At 65.2% G+C, this 19,323-nt stretch carries 22 protein-coding genes; 12 read left to right on the top strand and 10 right to left on the bottom strand.

Going from position 1 to position 19,323, the window contains the following annotated elements:
* Nucleotides 1–71 precede the first annotated feature (71 nt).
* Entirely contained in the window at nucleotides 72–833 is a 762-nt protein-coding gene (rlmB, locus tag ACCQ08_RS04130; protein ID WP_116925577.1) for a 23S rRNA (guanosine(2251)-2'-O)-methyltransferase RlmB, read from the top strand.
* Nucleotides 834–928: 95 nt separating this feature from the next.
* Here the strand turns inward: rlmB and ACCQ08_RS04125 are convergent, their stop codons facing one another.
* On the bottom strand, nucleotides 929–1,579 hold the full coding sequence (locus tag ACCQ08_RS04125; RefSeq protein WP_373448977.1) for a PepSY domain-containing protein: 651 nt from the start codon (nucleotides 1,577–1,579) through the stop codon (nucleotides 929–931).
* Between the two features lie 141 nt (nucleotides 1,580–1,720).
* Here ACCQ08_RS04125 and ACCQ08_RS04120 point away from each other — a divergent pair, with 141 nt between their 5' ends.
* From ACCQ08_RS04120 to ACCQ08_RS04110, 3 genes are read left to right on the top strand one after another with little or no spacing between them, the layout of a single operon-like run.
* Nucleotides 1,721–2,461 (top strand): PepSY domain-containing protein, encoded by a 741-nt coding sequence (locus tag ACCQ08_RS04120; protein ID WP_373448976.1) that lies wholly within the window; start codon nucleotides 1,721–1,723, stop codon nucleotides 2,459–2,461.
* Between the two features lie 6 nt (nucleotides 2,462–2,467).
* On the top strand, nucleotides 2,468–3,133 hold the full coding sequence (locus ACCQ08_RS04115; RefSeq protein WP_373448975.1) for a response regulator transcription factor: 666 nt from the start codon (nucleotides 2,468–2,470) through the stop codon (nucleotides 3,131–3,133).
* Between the two features lie 20 nt (nucleotides 3,134–3,153).
* A complete protein-coding gene (locus tag ACCQ08_RS04110) occupies nucleotides 3,154–4,602 on the top strand; it encodes a sensor histidine kinase (protein WP_373448974.1) in 1,449 nt (482 codons plus the stop codon).
* A 40-nt stretch (nucleotides 4,603–4,642) separates the two neighbouring features.
* Here the strand turns inward: ACCQ08_RS04110 and ACCQ08_RS04105 are convergent, their stop codons facing one another.
* The 3 genes from ACCQ08_RS04105 to ACCQ08_RS04095 form a co-directional block, all read right to left on the bottom strand.
* Complete coding sequence (locus tag ACCQ08_RS04105) at nucleotides 4,643–5,005, bottom strand: DUF1428 domain-containing protein (RefSeq protein WP_239812148.1); 363 nt, start codon at nucleotides 5,003–5,005, stop codon at nucleotides 4,643–4,645.
* A gap of 73 nt (nucleotides 5,006–5,078) precedes the next feature.
* A complete protein-coding gene (locus ACCQ08_RS04100) occupies nucleotides 5,079–5,546 on the bottom strand; it encodes an SRPBCC family protein (protein ID WP_239812147.1) in 468 nt (155 codons plus the stop codon).
* A 42-nt stretch (nucleotides 5,547–5,588) separates the two neighbouring features.
* Nucleotides 5,589–6,047 (bottom strand): VOC family protein, encoded by a 459-nt coding sequence (locus ACCQ08_RS04095; protein WP_239812146.1) that lies wholly within the window; start codon nucleotides 6,045–6,047, stop codon nucleotides 5,589–5,591.
* Nucleotides 6,048–6,230: 183 nt separating this feature from the next.
* Here ACCQ08_RS04095 and ACCQ08_RS04090 point away from each other — a divergent pair, with 183 nt between their 5' ends.
* Nucleotides 6,231–7,004, top strand: coding sequence for an NAD-dependent deacetylase (locus ACCQ08_RS04090; protein WP_373448973.1), 774 nt, complete (start codon nucleotides 6,231–6,233; stop codon nucleotides 7,002–7,004).
* Nucleotides 7,005–7,023: 19 nt separating this feature from the next.
* Here ACCQ08_RS04090 and ACCQ08_RS04085 read toward each other — a convergent pair whose 3' ends face one another.
* Nucleotides 7,024–7,986, bottom strand: a complete 963-nt coding sequence (locus ACCQ08_RS04085; protein ID WP_373448972.1) for an aldo/keto reductase — start codon at nucleotides 7,984–7,986, stop codon at nucleotides 7,024–7,026.
* Nucleotides 7,987–8,184: 198 nt separating this feature from the next.
* Here ACCQ08_RS04085 and ACCQ08_RS04080 point away from each other — a divergent pair, with 198 nt between their 5' ends.
* Complete coding sequence (locus ACCQ08_RS04080) at nucleotides 8,185–8,622, top strand: universal stress protein (RefSeq protein ID WP_239812143.1); 438 nt, start codon at nucleotides 8,185–8,187, stop codon at nucleotides 8,620–8,622.
* A 156-nt stretch (nucleotides 8,623–8,778) separates the two neighbouring features.
* Nucleotides 8,779–9,528, top strand: a complete 750-nt coding sequence (locus tag ACCQ08_RS04075; RefSeq protein WP_369459180.1) for a 2OG-Fe dioxygenase family protein — start codon at nucleotides 8,779–8,781, stop codon at nucleotides 9,526–9,528.
* 84 nt (nucleotides 9,529–9,612) lie between these two features.
* Here the strand turns inward: ACCQ08_RS04075 and ACCQ08_RS04070 are convergent, their stop codons facing one another.
* A complete protein-coding gene (locus tag ACCQ08_RS04070) occupies nucleotides 9,613–10,599 on the bottom strand; it encodes a tripartite tricarboxylate transporter substrate binding protein (RefSeq protein ID WP_312409173.1) in 987 nt (328 codons plus the stop codon).
* 240 nt (nucleotides 10,600–10,839) lie between these two features.
* Here ACCQ08_RS04070 and ACCQ08_RS04065 point away from each other — a divergent pair, with 240 nt between their 5' ends.
* The 5 genes from ACCQ08_RS04065 (at nucleotide 10,840) to ACCQ08_RS04045 (ending at nucleotide 15,966) form a co-directional block, all read left to right on the top strand.
* Complete coding sequence (locus ACCQ08_RS04065; protein WP_312836263.1) at nucleotides 10,840–11,397, top strand: peroxiredoxin; 558 nt, start codon at nucleotides 10,840–10,842, stop codon at nucleotides 11,395–11,397.
* 92 nt (nucleotides 11,398–11,489) lie between these two features.
* The gene (locus tag ACCQ08_RS04060) at nucleotides 11,490–12,305 is read left to right on the top strand and encodes an ABC transporter permease (protein WP_239812699.1); all 816 of its coding nucleotides are present in this window, start codon (nucleotides 11,490–11,492) and stop codon (nucleotides 12,303–12,305) included.
* 347 nt (nucleotides 12,306–12,652) lie between these two features.
* Nucleotides 12,653–13,672, top strand: a complete 1,020-nt coding sequence (gene dusA, locus ACCQ08_RS04055) for a tRNA dihydrouridine(20/20a) synthase DusA (protein WP_373448971.1) — start codon at nucleotides 12,653–12,655, stop codon at nucleotides 13,670–13,672.
* Nucleotides 13,673–13,942: 270 nt separating this feature from the next.
* The gene (locus tag ACCQ08_RS04050; RefSeq protein ID WP_373448970.1) at nucleotides 13,943–15,532 is read left to right on the top strand and encodes an NINE protein; all 1,590 of its coding nucleotides are present in this window, start codon (nucleotides 13,943–13,945) and stop codon (nucleotides 15,530–15,532) included.
* Nucleotides 15,529–15,966, top strand: a complete 438-nt coding sequence (locus tag ACCQ08_RS04045; protein ID WP_373448969.1) for a hypothetical protein — start codon at nucleotides 15,529–15,531, stop codon at nucleotides 15,964–15,966. Before ACCQ08_RS04050 ends, ACCQ08_RS04045 begins: the two co-directional genes overlap by 4 nt.
* Nucleotides 15,967–15,978: 12 nt before the next feature.
* Here the strand turns inward: ACCQ08_RS04045 and ACCQ08_RS04040 are convergent, their stop codons facing one another.
* The 4 genes from ACCQ08_RS04040 to ACCQ08_RS04025 all read right to left on the bottom strand — a co-directional run bounded on the left by ACCQ08_RS04040 (nucleotide 15,979) and on the right by ACCQ08_RS04025 (nucleotide 19,132).
* Nucleotides 15,979–16,893, bottom strand: a complete 915-nt coding sequence (locus ACCQ08_RS04040; protein ID WP_373448968.1) for a thiamine phosphate synthase — start codon at nucleotides 16,891–16,893, stop codon at nucleotides 15,979–15,981.
* Nucleotides 16,894–16,904: 11 nt separating this feature from the next.
* Nucleotides 16,905–17,714 (bottom strand): thiazole synthase, encoded by an 810-nt coding sequence (locus ACCQ08_RS04035; RefSeq protein ID WP_239812068.1) that lies wholly within the window; start codon nucleotides 17,712–17,714, stop codon nucleotides 16,905–16,907.
* A 70-nt stretch (nucleotides 17,715–17,784) separates the two neighbouring features.
* Nucleotides 17,785–17,982 carry a sulfur carrier protein ThiS gene (gene thiS / locus ACCQ08_RS04030; RefSeq protein WP_373449078.1) on the bottom strand — a complete coding sequence of 66 codons (198 nt, stop codon included), beginning with the start codon at nucleotides 17,980–17,982 and terminating at the stop codon, nucleotides 17,785–17,787.
* 37 nt (nucleotides 17,983–18,019) lie between these two features.
* The gene (locus tag ACCQ08_RS04025) at nucleotides 18,020–19,132 is read right to left on the bottom strand and encodes an FAD-dependent oxidoreductase (RefSeq protein WP_373448967.1); all 1,113 of its coding nucleotides are present in this window, start codon (nucleotides 19,130–19,132) and stop codon (nucleotides 18,020–18,022) included.
* Between the last annotated feature and the right edge of the window lie 191 nt (nucleotides 19,133–19,323).

The following is a 19,323-nucleotide window of genomic DNA, read 5'->3' as shown; positions in this document are numbered from 1 at the left end:
CGGCTGGTCGCCCTTGCGCAGGATTGTCGCTGTGCCCCCGGGGTATGGGCAAGCAGCGATAATGCTGCCCTATGTCATCCCCCAAAGTGTTGTTCGGCTTCCATGCCGTTGGTGTGCGCATGAAGACTGCGCCCAAATCGATCATCGAAGTCTATTTCGAGTCCACGCGCCGCGATGCGCGCATGCGCCAGTTCCTTGAGCGCGCCAAAGAGGCGGGGGTGCGGCTGATCGAAGCGGATGCCCCACGCATCGCGAAGCTGGCAGGCTCGCATGGCCACCAGGGCGTGGCTGCCCGCGTCGAAGAGATCAAGGACACCCGCACCTTGGATGAGCTGCTCGACGACCTGGAAGAAGCCGGCGTCACCTCGCCGCTGCTGCTGGTGCTGGACGGCGTGACCGACCCGCACAACCTGGGTGCCTGCCTGCGCGTGGCCGATGGTGCCGGCGCCCATGCAGTGATTGCGCCCAAGGACCATGCCGTGGGCATCAACGCCACGGTGGCCAAGGTGGCCAGTGGTGCCGCCGAGACGGTGCCGTATTTCATGGTGACCAACCTGGCGCGCACCTTGAAGGAGCTCAAGGAGCGCAATGTCTGGATCATTGGCACCAGCGACGACGCCCCCAACACCTTGTACCAGGTGGACCTGAAGGGCCCCGTGGCCCTGGTGCTGGGCGCCGAAGGCGACGGCATGCGCCAGCTCACGCGCAAGACCTGCGATGAGCTGATCGGCATCCCGATGATGGGGGCCGTCTCCAGCCTCAACGTGTCGGTGGCCAGCGGCGTTTGCCTGTATGAAGCGCTGCGCCAGCGCACGCCTGCCAAGGCAGGTTAACAACCCCTTCCCGCTGCGCAGCGTCCCAGGCGCCGCGCCATAAAAAAAAGGCTGAACCCCATCGGGCTCAGCCTTTTGCTTTTGTGGGGGGCGGCTTAGTCGTCCAGCTTTTCACGCAGCACCACACCGGTTTCGGGGTGGATCTTCAGCTCCACGCGGAAACCCTGGGCATTGATCGCATCGGCTTCCCAGATGCCGTCATCAAGCTCCAGGTCGCGGATATGGGTGTAGCCCGCCTGGGTCAGCAGCTGGTGGATCTGCGCTGCGCTCAGCATGGCGCTGCCCGCACCGGCACCCGGGTTGGGGGCAGGCTGGCCGGGCTGGGACAGCACCTCCAGGCTTACCGGGTGCAGCACCAGCTTTTGCTTGATGCCATTGGTGCCGCGCACCTTGGCCTCCCAGAAACCATCGTCAAACTCCACCTCCTTGATCTGGCCATAGCCGAGCGACTGCAGCTTGGCAGTGACCTGGCTCGCACCTGGGTAGGTGGTGCCCAGCTCGGCCTTGCGAATGGCCAGCAGGCTGCCGTCAGCATCGTTCACCAGCACATAGGCGCGGTTGCCGTCCTGCTGGGTGGCCTTCGCGGTCCAGTAACCGTATTGCTTTTCCAGGTCCTGGGGGGCAACCAGACCGCTGGCGGTGATGCTGTTGAGCACTTCCTGGGCGTTGTAGGCCTGGGCGGCAAACGGCAGGCTGGCAGCGACGCTGGCGGCACCCAGGATCCAGGCAATGGTGGTCTTCTTCATGGTTCAATCCCTTCAATGTTGTGGCATGCAAACCAGCAGGTGGCTGATTCGTCATGGCCTGAAGTATTGAAAAACGGCCCTAAACGCCGTGTGAAGCAGCCGTTCATGGTCTGTTTAATCGCGCTTGTCATAATGCCAGCCATGGCGCAAATTCCACCCCGCTTTTCTTGCATCGCTGCCTGGTCGCTGGCCGGCAGCTTGCTGCTGGGCGGCGCCAGCCAGGCCGCCGAGCATGATGCCGTGCGTGCGGCGGTAGCCACCGGCCAGTACAAGCCCCTGTCGGCCATCCTGAGCGATATTGCCACCAGCCAGGCCGGCCGCGTGGTGGATGTCGAGACCAAGCGCGGCCCCAAGGGCGAGCTGCGCTACGAGATCAAGCTGGTGGACCACCAGGGCCTCAAGCAAGAGCTGCTGATCGACGCGGCCAGCGGCCAGACCGTGCAGCAAGTTGCCAAGGACCGCTCGCAGGCACTGGGTATGCTGGAGCTGGCCCAGTACCTGGCCAAACTGGCCCAGCAGCACACCAGCCGCATCACCGATGTGGAGTTCGAGCGCGATAGCCAGGGCCGGGGCGTCTATGAAATCAAGCTCAGCGCGGACCAGCAGGGCTACCGCAAGCTGGTGATGGATGCGGCCACTGGCCAGGTGCTGCCATCGGCCCAGGCCAAGGCCCGCAACCCGGCGCCGCTCAAGCGGGTGGACGAGGTATTGCACGCGCTGGCGCCCCGGTTTTCCGGCCAGGTGCTGGAGGTGGAGCTGGAGCATGACGAGAGCCAGGGCTCTTATTACGACATCGAGTTGCTGCAGGGCAACGGCAACACCTTGAAGCTCAAGGTAGACGCTCGCAGTCTGCAGGTGCTCAAGCAAAAAATAGAGGATTGACGGCGGATGCGCATTCTGGTCGTGGAAGACGATGCCGAACTGGCGGCACAGATGGAGCAGGCGCTGGTGCGTGCTGGCTTTTCGGTCGATGTGGAGGCCGATGGCGATGCCGCATCCTTTGCCGGCAGCACCGAGCAATACGATGCAGCCGTGCTGGACCTGGGTCTGCCCCAGCGCGATGGTTTGACGGTGTTGCGCGATTGGCGCGAGGCGGGCTGCCAGTGGCCCGTGCTGATCCTGACCGCCCGCAACCGCTGGAGCGACAAGGTGGCGGGATTTGGTGCGGGCGCCGACGACTACCTGACCAAGCCCTTCATGCTCGATGAGGTCGTACTGCGCCTGCGCGCCATGCTGCGCCGCACCTCGGGCAGTGCTGCCACGGTGCTGCGGGCAGGCTGCCTGGAGTACGACGTGACGGCTGGCCGCTTCTTGCAGGTCGGCCAGAGTCTGCAACTGACGGCGCAGGAGCACAAGATTCTGGCCTATCTGATGCACCACCCCAACCGGGTGCTGACGCGCACCGAGATCAGCGAGCATGTCTATGCCCGCGATCTGGACCCGGACTCCAACACCATCGACGTGCTGATCGGCCGCATACGGCGCAAGCTGCGCCAGTCCGATCTGCTGGTAACCGAGCGCGGGCAGGGCTTTCGCCTGAACGCGCCCAGCTAGCGCTGCCGATGCCCAGCACCATGGTCTTGCCTCTGAGCCCTGCCTCCCGGCGCCCGCATGTGCGGCGCTGGTCGCTCGCTGCGCGCATGGCTGCGTTGGTCATCGTGCCCAGCCTGCTGGTGATGGTGCTGGGCGGCTGGTGGCTGCGCTACGAGGTGCATGCCAGCCTGCTGGGCAGCATGTCGCGCACCTTGGAAGAGAAATCCGAGCGCATCAACGCCCGCCTGGCGTTGCTGCCCGATGGCAAGGTGCAAGAGGCGGCTGGCGGCAGTGACGAGTTCAGTGCCATTTTCTCCGGCTGGTACTGGCAGCTGCAGGGTCAGGCGCCTGCGCAGTTGCGCACTGCGGCTGCACCGGTAGTGCTGGCCCGCTCACGATCGCTGTGGGACCAGCCGGACCTGGTGGTGGAGCAGGGCGGGCTGTGGGGCAGCGAACGCCTGCAACAGGCGGCCGGCCCACAACGGGAGGCGCTGTTGGTGCAGCATTTTCCGGTGGCACCCGGCGCAGGCGCAGCGCCGATGTATTTGCAGGTCTTTGGTCCCGCGCAGCCATTGATGGCCAGCCTGCGCCGCATCGACCAGGTCCTCGGGGTCACTGGCGCGGTGCTGCTGTTGCTGATTGGCGCGCTGGTCTGGCTGCAGCTGCGCGTGGGCCTGGCCCCGCTCAAACGCCTAGTCGATGTGATTGCCGGCCTGGGCAAGCCGTTGCCAGGGGCGCCGTCTGCCACCGAGCAGATTGCCCAGTTGCCGCTGGGCACGGACTTGCAGCCCTTGCAGCAGGAGTTGGCGGCCTTGCTGGCACGCAACACCCTGGTGGTGGAGCGCTCGCGCTCGCACGCGGCCGATCTGAACCATGCGCTGAAAAAACCTTTATCGCTGCTGATGGCCCATGCCGGCAGCGGCGCAACCGTACCAGCGCAGCTGGTGCAGCAGCAGACCACGGCGATGGCGCGGCTGATTGACCGCTACCAGGCCCGTACCTTCAGCGATGCGACCTTGGTACATGGCGCAAGCGCGGGCTTGCCGATCGACGTGCTGGCCTGCGCGCGGCAGATGCTGGCGATGCTGCGCCAGCTGCACCAAGCCAGCGGCCTGGACTGGCAGCTGGTGGAAGCGGGCAACGCCTTGTGGTGGCGGGGTGAGCGCGCCGATCTGGAAGAGTTGCTGGGCAACCTGCTGGACAACGCCGGCAAGTGGGCTGCCTCCCAGGTGCGGCTGACGGTGCAGGGCAACGCCACCCAGGGCCTGGTGCTGCAGGTAGAGGACGATGGTCCGGGCATGACGGGCGCACAGATGCAGGCGGCCGGTGCGCGGGGCAAGCGCTTTGACGAAACGGTCGCAGGCACGGGCCTGGGCCTGGCGATTGCGCAGCAGATTGTGCAGGGCTATGAGGGCCAGCTGCAGCTGCGCAAGAGCGAGGCCTTGAAAGGGCTGCTGGTGCGGGCCGAGATGGCCGGGGTTTTGGGCTGACGGCGCTCAGCCTGGCTTGGCCGGGCCGGGGCCGGGGCTATCAGGTTCCCAGTTGCACGACCGGTGTAAAGCCGCCAAAAATCATACGCTTGGCATCGAACGGCATGTTCGCCGGTTGCATGTCGGCCAGGCGCGGGTCGGCCATCACCGCGGCATTGATGCGGTCGCGCTCGGCGCGTGAGGTATAGACGATCCAGGAAAAGCAGGCGACCTCATCAGGCTGCAGCTTGACGGCCATCGGGAACGAGGTGACTTCGCCATCGGGCACATCGTCGCCCACACATTCCCAGTACTGCAGCGCGCCATGTTCCATCCAGACTTTGCCGGCTGCCTCGGCCATGGCGCGGTAGGCATCCAGCTTGGCGCGGGGCACCGGCACTACAAATCCATCGACATAGGGCATGGGGGTCTCCTTGGCGCACAACGGCGCTGTGATGCATAGCCGCTACATGGCAACGGCAGCGGCCACGCCTTGGCTACAGCGTGGCAGCCAGGGCCACCAACTGGTCGGTGGCCAAGCCCCAACCGGTGTGAAAGCCCATGGCCTCATGCTGCTTGCGGGTCTCTTCGCTCCAGTGCCGCACGGTAGCGGTGTAGCGGGTCTGGCCGCCATCGGGCTCAAACTCGATGATGGCCGTCATGAAAGGTTTGGTACTGGGCACCCAGCCAGCCGTGTAGGCATCGGTAAAGACCAGCCTGCGGTCCGGCACCACCTCCAGGTACACGCCGGCATTGGGGTACTCGTTGCCTTGCGGGTCGCACATGACGATCTGGCTGCCGCCGCCGACGCGCACATCGATGTCGGCGCTGGCAATCGTCCAGGGCCTGGGCACAAACCATTGGCTAAGCAGTGCAGGCTCGGTCCAGCAGCGGTAGAGGGTGGCGGCGGGGGCGTTGATCTGGCGGCTGAGTACCAGATCATGGAGATGGGGCTGTACAGACATGGTGGGTGGCTCGGTTCGGTGGTTGGGCCTCAGACAGCGGGATCAGGCAGCGGGCTGCGTTTGGACGTTCACCATCCACGGCGTGCCAAAACGGTCGGTCACCATGCCAAAGCCCGGTGACCAGAAGGTGGCGGAGAATGGCATCGCGACCTGGCCACCGTCCGCCAGGCCGTTGAAGATGCGCTGGCCATCGGCTGCGGAATCCACACCGATGGACACCCACATGCCCTGGGGTTTGACATAGCCGCCACCACAGGTCTCGGGACCGCCGCCTGGCACTGCAGGCATCGTGTCCGAGGCCATGATGGCCTGGCTGCCCACCTGCAGATGCGCGTGCATCAGCCGGGATTGCGCTTCAGGCGGAAGCGGCGGCATGCCCTCGCTGGGCGGCATGTCGCTAAAGCGCATCTGGTGCATGATCTGGCCGCCAAACAGCTGGGCGTAAAAAGCCATGGCCTCGGCACAATGGCCATCGAAGTTCAGATAGGGAATGAATTGCATCTTTGTCTCCTTGTTATGGTCAGCCATTCTGGGCGCCAGCGCGGGCATCTGTCCATCACCAAATGGCAGCGGCCGTTTCAGAATGTAAGTCGCGTTGCGGTGGCAGCCAACACCAAGCCGCAGTGCGGCGGCAGTGCTTGCGGCTTGCCGTATGCTGGGCACTCCGAATTTGACTTGGCATATATGACTTTTGACTCCTTGCATGCGCCCGCAGGCCCGCCTATTGCTGATACAGAAATTGCCAGCCTGCGACAGCGCTTGCAAAACGCGCGGCATGTGCTGGTGCTGACGGGCGCGGGGGCGAGTGCCGAGTCGGGTGTTCCCACGTTTCGGGATGCGCAGACGGGTTACTGGGCCCAGTTCAGCCCGGAGGAGATGGCCAGCGAGGCGGGTTTTCTGGCCCATCCGCAGCGGGTCTGGGACTGGTACCAGTACCGCCGTGATCTCATCGGCCGGGTGATGCCCAATGCCGGCCATGTGGCGCTGGCGCAATGGCAGGCGCGCCATCCTGATCGGATGACCCTGGTCACACAGAATGTGGATGGCCTGCACCAACGTGCCGGCAGCAGGCCGGTGCTGTGCCTGCACGGCAACCTGATGGACAACCGCTGGCTGCTGCCGCCCAAGGCCTGTTGCGATGCCCATTTCACCGAAGGCGATGCGCCGCCGCAGTGCCCTGGTTGCGGCAACTACCTGCGCCCGGGTGTCGTCTGGTTTGGCGAAGCTCTGCCACAGGCCGAGCTGCAGCAGGCGCAAGATGCGGCCAAGGGCTGTGACCTGATGCTGGTGATTGGCACCTCCGGCCATGTGTACCCTGCGGCTGGCCTGGCCCATATTGCGGCCCGCGGTGGCGCCCATGTGGTGGTCATCAACCCCGAGCCCACCGAACTGGACAGCGTGGCTGACCAGTGCTGGCGCCTGCCTTCGGCGCAGATTTTGCCGGCTCTGCTGGCCTAGCCTGTCTAGCCCAGGGGCTTCAAGCCTCGGCGCTGGCGGCGTTGAGCGTGGCCATGGCATCGGCATCCAGCTGCAACTGGCTGGCGCGGATCAGCGACTGCAGCTGCTCCAGGTTGCTGGCACTGGCAATCGGCGATGCAATGGCCGGCTGGCGCATGACCCAGGCCACAGCCACTTCGCCCATCGGTGCAGCGACACGGGCGCTGACCTGTTCCAGCGCGGCCAGAATACGCAGGCCCCGGTCATTGAGGTAGAGCTGGGTGGTCTTGGCGCCGCGCGGGCTTTTGCTGGCATCTTCGGCCTTGCGGTATTTGCCGGTCAAAAAGCCGGCGGCCAGGCTGTAGAAATTGATGACGCCTACGCCATGCGCAACGCACAGCGGCTGCAGCTCTTTCTCGAACACGGCACGGTCGTAGAGGTTGTAGAGCGGCTGCAGACTCTCATAGCGGGCCAGACCATGCTGTTCGCTGGTCTGCAGCGCCGCTGCCAGCCGTGCAGCGCTGTAGTTGCTGGCACCTACCGCCCGCACCTTGCCTTCGGCGATCAGCTCGCCAAAGGTGCCCATCACATCGGCCAGCGGCACCTGCGCGTCGTCGTCATGCGATTGGTAGAGGTCGATGTAGTCGGTCTGCAGGCGCTGCAGTGAGGCATCGACCGCCTGGCGAATGTACTCCGGGCGCAGGCCGACCTTGCCATCGCCCATGTCCTTGCCGACCTTGGTCGCCAGCACCACTTGCGCGCGTTTGCCCGTGCTGCGCAGCCATTTGCCCAGCACGCGCTCGGACTCGCCACCGCTGTGGCCTGGCGCCCAGCGCGAGTACACGTCAGCGGTATCGACAAAGTTCATGCCGGCATCCAGCCAGGCGTCCAGCAGCCTGAAACTGGTGGCCTCGTCGGCCGTCCAGCCAAATACATTGCCACCCAGGCACAGAGAAGAGACCTGCAGCGGGGATCGACCAAGAGAGCGCAGCGGTGTTGTCATGGTTTCAAGAGGCGTAGGTGCCCAGCAGGGCGGAGCAGACATTATGCGGCGCGGGCAACGGGCCCGGCCACCATTTGATGCAGCGCAAACCCCGCGCAACCACCGCAGGGCGCTGCTGCGCAACCGGGTGCGCGTCCGTTTGCCGGGGCATGCGTTTTAGAGTAAGTTATGCATGGAACAACTAAAAGGAGTGACACTATGTTCAAACATATTCTGGTGCCGGTCGATGGGTCTGCCACCTCCATGCTCGCAGTCAACAAGGCCGCCGGTCTTGCCAAGGCCTTTGGCAGCCAGGTCACGGCGGTCTATGTGATCGATCCTTATCCCTTTACCGGCGTGGGCGCCGACTTTGCCTATGGCCAGGCGCAGTACCTGTCGGCCGCCACGGCCGATGCGCACACCGCGCTCGACGCCGTCAAATCCGCGATGGAGCAAGCGGGCATCCCCGTCGACACCGTGATGGGCGAAGGCCACTCCGTACACGACGGTGTGATGGAAGCCGTCAAAACCACCGGTGCCGACCTGATCGTCATGGGGTCGCATGGCCGCAAGGGCCTGGAAAAGCTGGTGCTGGGCAGCGTGACCCAGCGGGTGCTGAGCGACAGCCTGATCCCGGTGCTGGTCGTGCGCCAGTAAGACCGCGCGCGCCGCCCGGCGACAGGGATGGCGCGAACCGGGCCCCATGCGCGTGCCACGGGATGCCAGCGGGCAGTGCTGCGGCGCTGCCCAAAGTTGTGTAGCACGCAATGCTTTTGAGACCGCCGTAAGCTCGCCCGCTTGACGGAGTTTTACATGCAGTCCTTTCCCCCTCCCTATTGCGATGCCGACACAGTAGACGGCACCTTGCGCGCCTATGGTTATGCGGTGCTGAGCCCCGCAGCGGTTGCACAGTGGGCCGCCTGCCAGCCAGAGGAGCTGGCGGCGCTCAGCGGCCACTGGGAGGCAATGCCCCACGATGCGTACCTCAAGGATGGCGGCCGGTACCGCAAGCGCCGCCATTCCTGCTATGTGGTGCAGGATGACCAGGTGCAGGCGGTGGCCCACCGTGCCCACTGGCAGCCGGTGGAATACAACGCCTTGCATGGCGGCATGCAGCGCTGGTTTGAACCGGTGACGGACACCACGCAGGCGCTGCCGGCATGGAGCCAGATCATGCGGGCGCTGGGGCACACGGCGCAGGCGCTGTTTCCCAGCGCTGAACATGCGCGTTGGTACACCGAGGCCCACCAGTTCCGCATCGACACCGCCGAAGGCATTGGCCGGCCCACCCCCGAAGGCGCGCACCGCGATGGCGTGGACCTGGTGGCGGTGTTTCTGGTGGCACGCGAAGGCATCAAAGGCGGGGAGACCCGGGTGTTTGATGCGCAGGGCCCGCAAGGCCTGCGCTTTACGTTGACGGAGCCCTGGTCGCTGATGCTGCTCGATGATGCCCGCATGATCCATGAGAGCACGCCGATCCAGCCCCTGGGCGAGGCTGCCGGCCACCGCGACACGCTGGTGGTGACCCTGCGGCGCGAGGCATTCCAGGGCGACGGCGCCTGAGCGCCTGCATCGCCGTGGGCCACTGGGCGTGGCCACAAAAAAAGGGCACCTGCAAGGTGCCCTTGTCGTGCCGAAGCCTTCGGGTTACTGGATGGTCGCGCCGGAGGCTTCGACGATGGCCTTGGCATCCTGGAAGTCTTTGTGGAAGAACTTGTCAAAGTCAGACACCGACATGGCTTGCGGCTCGGCGCCCTGGGCCAGGATGGAATCCTGCACTTCCTTCTGGCCCAGCAGCTTGTTCACCTCGGTGTTGAGCTTGCTGACGATGGGGGCGGGCAGGTTCTTGGGGCCAAACAGGCCATACCAGGTGCTCACATCAAAGCCTTTCATGCCCAGCTCGGCGACGGTGGGCACATCCGGCAGCGACGTGCTGCGCTTGGCCGAGGTGACGGCCAGCGGACGCAGTTTGCCAGCCTTGATCTGACCGATGGCCGAGGGCACCGAAGAGACCAGCAGGTCGACATTGCCGGACAAGGTGTCGAGCAGCGCGGGGTTGGAGCCCTTGTAAGGCACATGGGTCAGCTTGACGCCGGCCGCCTTCTCAAACAGCACGCCGGCGATGTGGATGCTCGTGCCATTGCCGGGAGAGCCGTAGGTGATCTTGCCGGGATCGGCCTTGGCTGCGGCGATCACATCGTTCAAGGTCTTGAATTTGCTGTTTTCCGACGTGGCGATGATCACCGGCGAATAGGCCACATGGGCAATGGGCGTCAGGTCCTTGCCGGGGTTCCAGGGCAGGCCCTTGTACAGGTAGTAGCCCAGCACCACATTGTCCTTCTGGCCCATGACGATGTCATAGCCGCTGGGCTGGGCCTTGGCCACTTCGCTGATACCGATGGTGCCGCCGGCGCCCGCACGGTTGTCCGCCACCACGGTCCAGTGGTTCTGCTCGCTGAGCTTTTGTGCAATGATGCGCGCGAGGATATCGGTGCCGCCGCCTGGCGGAAAGGGCACGACCATGCGTACGGGCTTGCTGCCGGGGTAGTCTGCCCCCGGGCCCTGGGCCATGGCACCCGATGCTGCACCCACCGTAAGGGCCACGGCGGCGCATTGCAGAATCTGTTTCATCATTGTGTTGTCTCCTTGAGAGTGACACCTTCGCATGGCTTTCGCAGAGGCGGCCAAGGAGGTAGTTGCATAAACGGTCAAAGGGGTGATGATGCATGCCATCACGCCAGGTGGCATATTCTAGGGGCTGTGGTGTTGGGCGATGTTGCGCAGGCAGGTTGCAGCATGCAAAACATGACAAGCGGCTGACAGCCCCGCCTTGGGCGTATGCAGATGACAACAGTGACAACAGAAGGATCGACTATGAAAGCAAAACTCGTGGGGGCGCTGGCCTCGGTGGTCATGGGCTGTGCGGCCTTGGTCAGCCTGCCCAGCCATGCGGCGCTGGCCGTTGGCGCCCAGGCGCCGCTCTTCAGCACCCAGTCGGCATTGGCCGGCAAGGTGCAGCGTTTTGACATGGCCGACGCCTTGAAGCGCGGCCCCGTGGTCCTGTACTTCTTCCCCAAGGCCTTCAGCCAGGGCTGCACCATCGAGGCCCATGCGTTTGCCGAAGCCACGCCTGCTTTTGCGGCATCCGGTGCCCAGGTCGTCGGCATCTCGCACGATGACATCGCGACGATGCAGCGCTTCTCCAGCGAAGCCTGCCGCGACCAGTTCAGCGTTGCGTCCGATCCCGATGCCAAGGCCATCAAGGCCTATGACGCGGGCTCGGCCGCACGGCCCGGAACGGCATCGCGCATTTCCTATGTAATCGCTCCGGACGGCAAGGTGATCTATGCGCATGAGGGCAGCGATCCGCTCGAACACGTGCAGCAGACCTTGAAGGCGGTGCAGGACTGGAAAGCGCGCCAGAAGTCCTGAGCTGCTGCAGCAGCGGGCGGCGGCCATGCTTGGCGCTGCCGGCATGCTGCTGAACACTGCCCATGCTGGCATCTATCGCCTATGATCGCCTGATGCTGGCAAGTCTGCTCCAACCCCAATGGCCCCACCGGACCTGGCGCACCGCGCGCCGCTGGGCGGTGGCCTGGTGGCGCATTTTCTATCTGGGCGCCGTGGTGCTGGTGATGCTGATGTCACCCAGCAGCTATGGCCCGCAGACGCGCGCGCGCCTGATGCGCCGCATGTATGTCGACACGGCGCCCATCCTGCTGGGCTTTACCGCACTGGCCGCGTTGCTGTGCCTGGTGGTGGCGCGCATCGTCTTTGTTACCGCGACCAGCTATGGCCTCTCGCGCGTGGCCGTCGAGATGGTCATCCGCGTGCTGGTGCTGGAGCTGATTCCGCTGACGGCCGCGCTGTTTGTGGCGATGCGCTGTTCCATCCCTGCGGGGGCCTCCTTGGCCAAGATGCGCGAGGACGGGCATTTTGAGCGTCTGCGCCAACACGGCTATGACCCCGTACGCACCGAGATGCTGCCGCTGGTGGTGGCCAGCATGTATGCCTCGATCACGTTGGCGGCCTTGTCCTGCGTGGTGTCGCTGGTCATGGTGTATTTCAGCGTTTATGGGCTCAGCTGGGTCGGGTTTGATCTCTACACGCGCATGTTTGCCAGTGTATTCACACCGATGGTGACCTGGCTGTTTGGGCTCAAGACCGTGCTGTTCGGACTGGCCGTGGCATTGATCCCCACCGCATCGGCCATGTACCGGCCTTACGGCATGGACCGCAACGAGACCCTGGGCCCCGCATCCGACCTCAGCGGTCTGGCGCGCATGTTTGCGGTGCTGCTGCTCATTGAGGTCGGGTCGCTGCTGGGGAACTACTACTAGCGAATCACCCGGCCGGCCGCCGCGCGTGGCAGCAGTGGCCCAGCCCTAGCGCGCAAAGCGCCCAGGCCTACCAGATCAGCCACCGCCAGCGGTTTGCTTTTGTGTACGACCCGCAGCAGGTCTTCGTCGTACAGATCTGCATCGTCCTGCGGCGCGCGTCCAACATGCAGCGCCACCGCGTTTGACAAAGCCGGGCCTCCGGGTGGCAGAAGGCGCATGCGCAGGCCTTTTTGAGGCCGGTCAGCGCCCGGGTGGCGCAACATTTAAAATACACCATTGCCTGCATGAGTCCCTGCCTCAACTGCACGCCACCCCTTCTTGGGCCATGCCTTGGCCGCGCAACCACCATGACTGAATCTCTCTCCCACAGCCCTTGGCGCATGTCCGTCGCGCCGATGATGGACTGGACTGACCGCCATTGCCGCTATTTTCACCGTCTGCTGACCCGCCAGACCTTGCTCTATACCGAGATGGTGACCACGGGCGCGCTGATCCATGGGGATGTGGCGCGGCATCTGCGCTTTTCTGCGCAGGAGCACCCGGTCGCGTTGCAACTGGGCGGCAGTGAGCCGGCGGACCTGGCCCAGTGCGCCCAACTGGCGCAGGATTGGGGCTATGACGAGGTCAACCTGAACTGCGGCTGCCCCAGCGAACGCGTGCAGCGCGGAGCCTTTGGCGCCTGCCTGATGAACGAGAAGGAGCTGGTCGCCGATGGCGTCAAGGCCATGCGGGATGTGGTGGACATCCCCGTGACGGTGAAGCACCGCATTGGCATCGACAAGAACGAAAGCTATGACTTTGTGCGCGACTTCATCGGAACGGTCGCCGATGCGGGTTGCGAGGTGTTCGTCGTGCATGCCCGCAATGCCTGGCTCAAGGGGCTCTCGCCCAAGGAGAACCGCGAGATCCCACCGCTGCGTTATGACGTGGTGGCGCAGCTGAAAAAGGATTTCCCGCATCTGACCATCGCCATCAACGGCGGCATTGCCGATGACGCCACGGTGCTGGCACAGCTGGAGCAGGTTGACGGCGTGATGGTGGGGCGTGAGGCCTACCACAACCCCTGGTGGCTGGCGACCTGGGATGCGCAGTTCTATGGCGCCGAACCCGACAACGGCATCAGCCGCGAATCGGTGGAAGAGGAGATGGTGCGCTACATGGAGCGCGAGGCGGCCGAGCATGGCACGCACTGGTACGCCATCGCACGCCATATGCTGGGCCTGCGACAGGGTATGCCCGGTGCGCGCCGCTGGCGCCAGGTCTGGAGCGACCACCGCATGAAGCATCTGCCACCGCACGAGGTGATGCAGGCCGCCCGCACCAAGCCGGAAAGCCACGTCGAAGCCACCGCATCGGCAAGTATGTGACAGGGCAACGCCGGTGCCCCCTTGGCGGTGCCGGCCGGCTTCACGCAGAGTCTTTTGCCGCGATTGGCGTCTGCGCTGCACGCCTATGCATGCTGGGCGGCAGGCCCGAAATGCTCTCTTGGCCACTGCAGGGGCCGCGCGTACCGGCAGCCCTCGCGTGGCCGATGGCGGTTGCTATACTTCCCGCGATACAGGCCGCCCCGGGAGGCGCCAACACGGTGCAAGTCCCGGTCGTAATGTGCAGAGCCAACAAAGCACAAGGGAAGAGGGATGGGAGAGAAGAATCCGCGATGGGCCTTGGGCCTGTTGTTGGCGGTGGGCTGGCTGGGCGCCCACCGCTTTTATTTGGGGCGCCATGCAAGCGCCGTCGCGCAGCTGGCCTTGTCCCTGCTGTGCGCGGCGCTGTGGCTATGGGGTGGACCAGCTGCACGTTACGCGCCTTATCTGCTGGGCCCGATAGTCTTTTGGCTGCTGCGCGATGGCTTTTGGCTGTTCGACTATTTTCGGGTCGAAGAAGACATGGACTCGCGCTTGTCGGCCTTTGCCCAGTCGCAGCTGGATGAGCAGACATCGATGCCTGCAGCCAAGGCACAGGTGGCCGCTGCGCCTATACCCGTCTCGGTGGCCCAGCCTTCTATAGCCGCCGCTCTACCGGCTGATCCGCCACCCAAACCCGCCACCGATCCGCAGATTGACAAGAAGTCCTTGGCCATCCAGATGGCGCAAAAGCATATTGGCGATGCGCTGGCAAGCCAGGATGTGCAGACTGCCCACGCGGAGGCGGACACACTGGTCAGATACCTGGCACAGCGCAGCCGCAAACCCCAAAGCGACCCGCACCTGGCGATGGCCTATCTGCTGCAGGGGATGACTTTCTACCAAACAGGGCAACTGGATGCGGCGCGCAAAAAGCTGCAAATGGGTGTGCACCTGGGCGCTGCCTTTGCCGAGCTGGCGCAGCCCGTGCAACAGGCCCAGGTGCTGTTGCAGCGCCTGCGCTCACCCCAGATGGCGCCGGGGGGCGCTACGCTGCCGGCGCTGCAGCCGGGACAGTATCCGCTGCTGATGCAATCGCAGGACTGGGCCCAAGCGCTTACCTGGTGTGAACAGACCATTGCGATGCGCCAAGCGGGCCAGGAAGGGGATGTGCACGACCTGGCCCAGCACCACCTGCATGCGATGGAGATCGCCCAGCACCTGGGCGATGCAGAGCGCCAACGTGTGCATGGCCAGGCGGTGCTGGCGCTGTCCCTGCGTGACGGTGGGGGCGTGCCCGCGCCGATGCAGCGCAGCGCGTTGCAACAGCTGGGCGATCTGTACCAGGCCCAGGGGGAGTACCGCCGGGCCAATGGGTACTACGCACAAGCGCTGGCGCTGGTGGATCTGCGCAGCAGTGGCAACGCCGCCGCGCAGGCTTTGTGGCTGTGCATGCTGTTGCAGCGCCTGGCCAGCACCCATGCGGCGCTGGGTGAGACGGTACAGGCCCTGCAATGCTGGCAGCGGCTGGCGCTGTACCTGGACAGCCTTGACCGGCTGGACCAACAAGGCCAGCACATGCCCGATCCGGAGGCGGTGTCGTTCATGCTGGCCGACTACGCAGCCTTTGCCATCCGCCACCAGCCCACGCGGGTCAAAGCGCTGGTGCAGCAGGCCTTGCGCATACAGCAGCGCAGTTGCCGGGGCTATTCGTTGGCGGCTGCGCGCGCCTATGAGGTGTTTGCGGATTTTCTGGCGGCCCACGGGCAAACCGACGCGCGCCGCAGCGCGCTGAAAAAAGCACTGTTGCTGGTGCAGATCTGTGACCCGGACAACAGTGCTCATCTGATGCAGCTGAAAACATCCATCAGGGAGGCCGCATGAGCGTGCAAGGACTTTTTTATGCGATGCCGCGCCATGGCTTGCGGGCTTTGCTGGTCGAGCCTTCGGCGATGGATGACTACCTGCAGCGCAGTGCTGAACAAGGCGGGCCGCTGGCCGTGCTGGACCAGGGCAGCTGGTGGCAGCAAGACATGCAACGCCTGCCCGAGATCGAACCCGGCGTGGCGGTGGAATGCACCTTGGCTCAGCATTGCTGGGCCTGGCCGGCCGATATGGTGAACGACAGCGCGCAAGGCTTGGCGGCGATCAGCGCCAGCGAACTCGTGCAGCGCATGCCTGCATGGCAAAAGGCGCAGGATGGAGCGCCGCCTGATATCGACGCGCTGCGCCACTGGGTGCGCCGGCAGGCCGCGCTGCGCAGCTTCTGGCAGGCAGCGGCCCAGCGGCGTGATGCTGTGCTGCTCTACGTGGTGTAGCGGGTTAGGGGATTAACCCATCAGCGCCATCAAGTCGGCGGCAGCCGCCTCCGGGTCGTCCGCGTTGACGATGGCACGCACCACCGCGATCGATCCGACGCCGCTCTCGCGCACCTGCGGAAACTCCGCTGCCGAGATGCCGCCAATGGCGACCTGGGGGTAGCTGCGCGTCAGGGCGGCATAGCGCTGCAGACGCGCCAGGCCTTGCGGAACGGTGGCCATCTTCTTCAGGGTTGTCGGGAAGACCGCCCCCATCGCGATATAGCTGGGCTGCGCCTTGCTGGCACGCACCATTTCGGCATAGCCATGGGTGCTGACACCCAGGCGCACGCCGCTGGCACGCAGCTCGGCGAGTTCTGCAGCGCTCAGCGTATCCAGGTCTTCCTGGCCCAAATGCACGCCATAGCTGCCAGCGGCAATGGCCTGGCGCCAGTGGTCGTTGATAAAGAGCAGGGCGCCAGTCCCCGCCACTGCGGCAATGGCCGCGTCGATCTCCGCAGCAATGGCCTGGGCATCGTCGGACTTGAAGCGCAGCTGCACGGTGGGCACGCCGGCGCGGGCCATGCGGCCGACCCATTCGGCCGTTGGCAGTACCGCATACAGGCCCAACTGCTGGGGACAGGCCGCAAAGGCCTGGGGGCCGCCGCCGGTCACCAGGCCAAAATCGGCAGCTTGCGTGGGCCAGGCCTGCGCGTCGAACCGGCCAGTGCGTGCGCTCTGCGCGCTCCAGGCGCTGGCCAGGCATTCGGCATCAATAGCGATAAAGCCCAGCGTGCTGCAAGCGGCCAGGGCGCCGGCATAAACGGCATCCTGCTGACGCTCTGCGGGCAGCGCAGGGGCAGGTTGGGGCGGAAAGCTGGCAAACGCGGCCTGGTGGGCGGCGGTAATCGCCCGCGCGATCTGGGTGGAGGTGGGGGTGGCGTGCATCGGCGGGTTTCTCAGTGGCTCTGGTGCCAGAACGGCGTGCCCAGCACCGGCGTGCTGGGTTGGGCCATGTCCTGCGCCTGCATCGCGCCGGCGCGGTAGGCGGCGTGACCGGCGGCGGTGGCATCGGCAAAGGCGCCGGCCATCGCGACCGGGTCTTGCGACAAGGCGACGGCCGTGTTCAGCAGCACGCCGTCAAAACCCCATTCCATGACCTGGCAGGCATGGCTGGGCAGCCCCAGGCCTGCATCGCAGATCAGCGGTACGTCCAGGCGCTCGCGCAAGGTTTGCATCGCATAGGGGTTGACGGGGCCACGGCCGGTGCCGATCGGCGCGGCCCAGGGCATCACGGCCTGGCAGCCCACATCGACCAGGCGCTGGCAGAGCACCAGGTCCTCGGTGCAGTAGGGCAGCACCTGGAAACCGTCCTTGATCAGGATGGATGCGGCCTCGACCAGGTTCAAGGTGTCGGGCTGCAAGGTGTAGTCGTCGCCAATCAGTTCCAGCTTGATCCAGGGTGTCTCAAACACCTCGCGCGCCATCTGGGCCGTGGTGATGGCTTCCTGCAGGCGCATGCATCCGGCGGTGTTGGGCAGCACCGGCACATTCAGACGCTTGAGCAGCGCCCAGAAGTCACTGCCGGTCTCTGCCGCATTGCTGCCCTGGCGGCGCAGCGATGCGGTCACCATGGCCGGCTGGGCGCGGGCGACGGCCGCTTCCAGCACGGCAGGCGATGGATAGCGCGAGGTGCCCAGCAGCAAGCGGCTTTGAAAACGCTGGCCATACAGCACCAGCGCGTCATCGGAAGAGGAAAGGGCGTTCATGGCAAAGGCCTTGGTAAATGCGGTACAGGGGCGCGGAAGGTGTCGGCCCGCGCGGAGGGCGCTGGGCAGCCTAACCGCCGGTGACCGGCGAGATGACTTCCAGTTTGTCGCCTGCGTGCAGCTGGCGGCTGTCGTACTGGCCCTTGGGCACGAATTGGGTATTGACGGCGACCGCAAACGGCGGACGCGGCTGCAGCTGGGCCAGCGCCACGGCAATGGTGGCGCCTTCGGGCAAGGCCGTGGCCTGGTTGTTCAAGAGAATCTGTATCGTCATCGTTCAAGGCTCATCATAGGGCTGCGGTCCATCAGGCGGCCGCGAGCAGGCGCACATCCATGTCAAAACGTGTGGCCAGAGGGGCTTGGCCGGTCAGCAGCAGCTCGACCGCGCAGTCCAGCACGGCGGGCGAGATCATGAAGCCATGCCGGTACAGGCCATTGATCTCCAGCACCCGGGGGCGTACCTGGCGGATGGCTGGCAGATTATCGGGCAAAGTCGGGCGGCACTGGGTGTTGATCTCCAGGATGCGCGCCTCGGCAAAGCCGCTGTGCACAGTGTAGGCCGCGCTGAGCAGCTCCATGGCCGAGCGCACGCTGGCCGGCGACATGTCGTCGGACTCGATCTCCGTCGCGCCGATGACGAAATGGTGGTCCTGCTTGGGTGCAATATAGATCGGGTAGCGCGGATGCATCAGGCGCGTGGGGCGGCGCAGTTGCACTTCAGGGGCATGCACGCGCAGCACTTCGCCGCGCACGCCGCGCAACTGGCTCCACTGCGGTTTGGCACCCAGGCCACGCGTGTCGATCAGCAGGTCGGGCTGGCCCTGCTCGCCGGGCGCAAAGTCATCGAGCCCGCGCGCCTGGTGCCAGTGCAGGCGCACGCCCCGGGCCTGCAGCGCAGGCACCAGTGCGGCCAGCAGCTGGCGGTTGTCCAGCTGCCCCTCGCCGGGCAGGTAGTAGGCGGCCTGGAAATGCCCTGCCAGCGCTGGCTCCAGCTCGGCGATCTGGGGGCCGCTCAGCGTTTGCAAAGGCGGCAGGTCGGGGATGGCCGCCTGGGTGCGCTGCAAAATGCCGCGGAAGCGCTGCGCTTCAGGCGCATCCTGGCGGTGCCAGACTACCATGGTGCCAGCCTGTTGCAAAAACACCGGCGTATCGAGCTGTGCAAGCAGCTGCGGCCAGCGCTGCAGCCCATACTGGCCCATGCGCACGACGCCGTGCTCCGTCACGGCCGATTCGGCCAGGGGCGCGAGCATCGCGGCGGCGACGCGCGCCGCGGCATGTTCGGCTTCCGGGCCACCCCGGTCGTACAGGTCGATGGACAATCCCCGGGCCGACAGCTCCAGCGCCATCAGCCGGCCCAGCAAACCACCGCCCAGGATGGCGATGCGGGCTTGGGGAGAAATGAATGGGTGAGAAGACATGTTTTGTGCTTGGCAATAGACAAAACAGTGCGCGCAGCTGCCGAAAACTCCCCACGCCAGCATGACCTGGATCGGGTTGCGGAGCGCTGCCGTGGTGGCTCGCTCCAGGGTCTGATCTCAGTCGCGCTGCAGCCAAACTGCTGCAGGGACACCCCTGTTTCGTCTCAGGCTGCATTACAACACAGCGTTGC

It is taken from the genome of Comamonas sp. SY3 (assembly GCF_041730275.1).
Lineage (GTDB): Bacteria > Pseudomonadota > Gammaproteobacteria > Burkholderiales > Burkholderiaceae_C > Comamonas > Comamonas sediminis.
The sequence above is the reverse complement of the archived record's forward strand: the minus strand, read 5'-3'. Positions and strand labels throughout refer to the sequence as shown.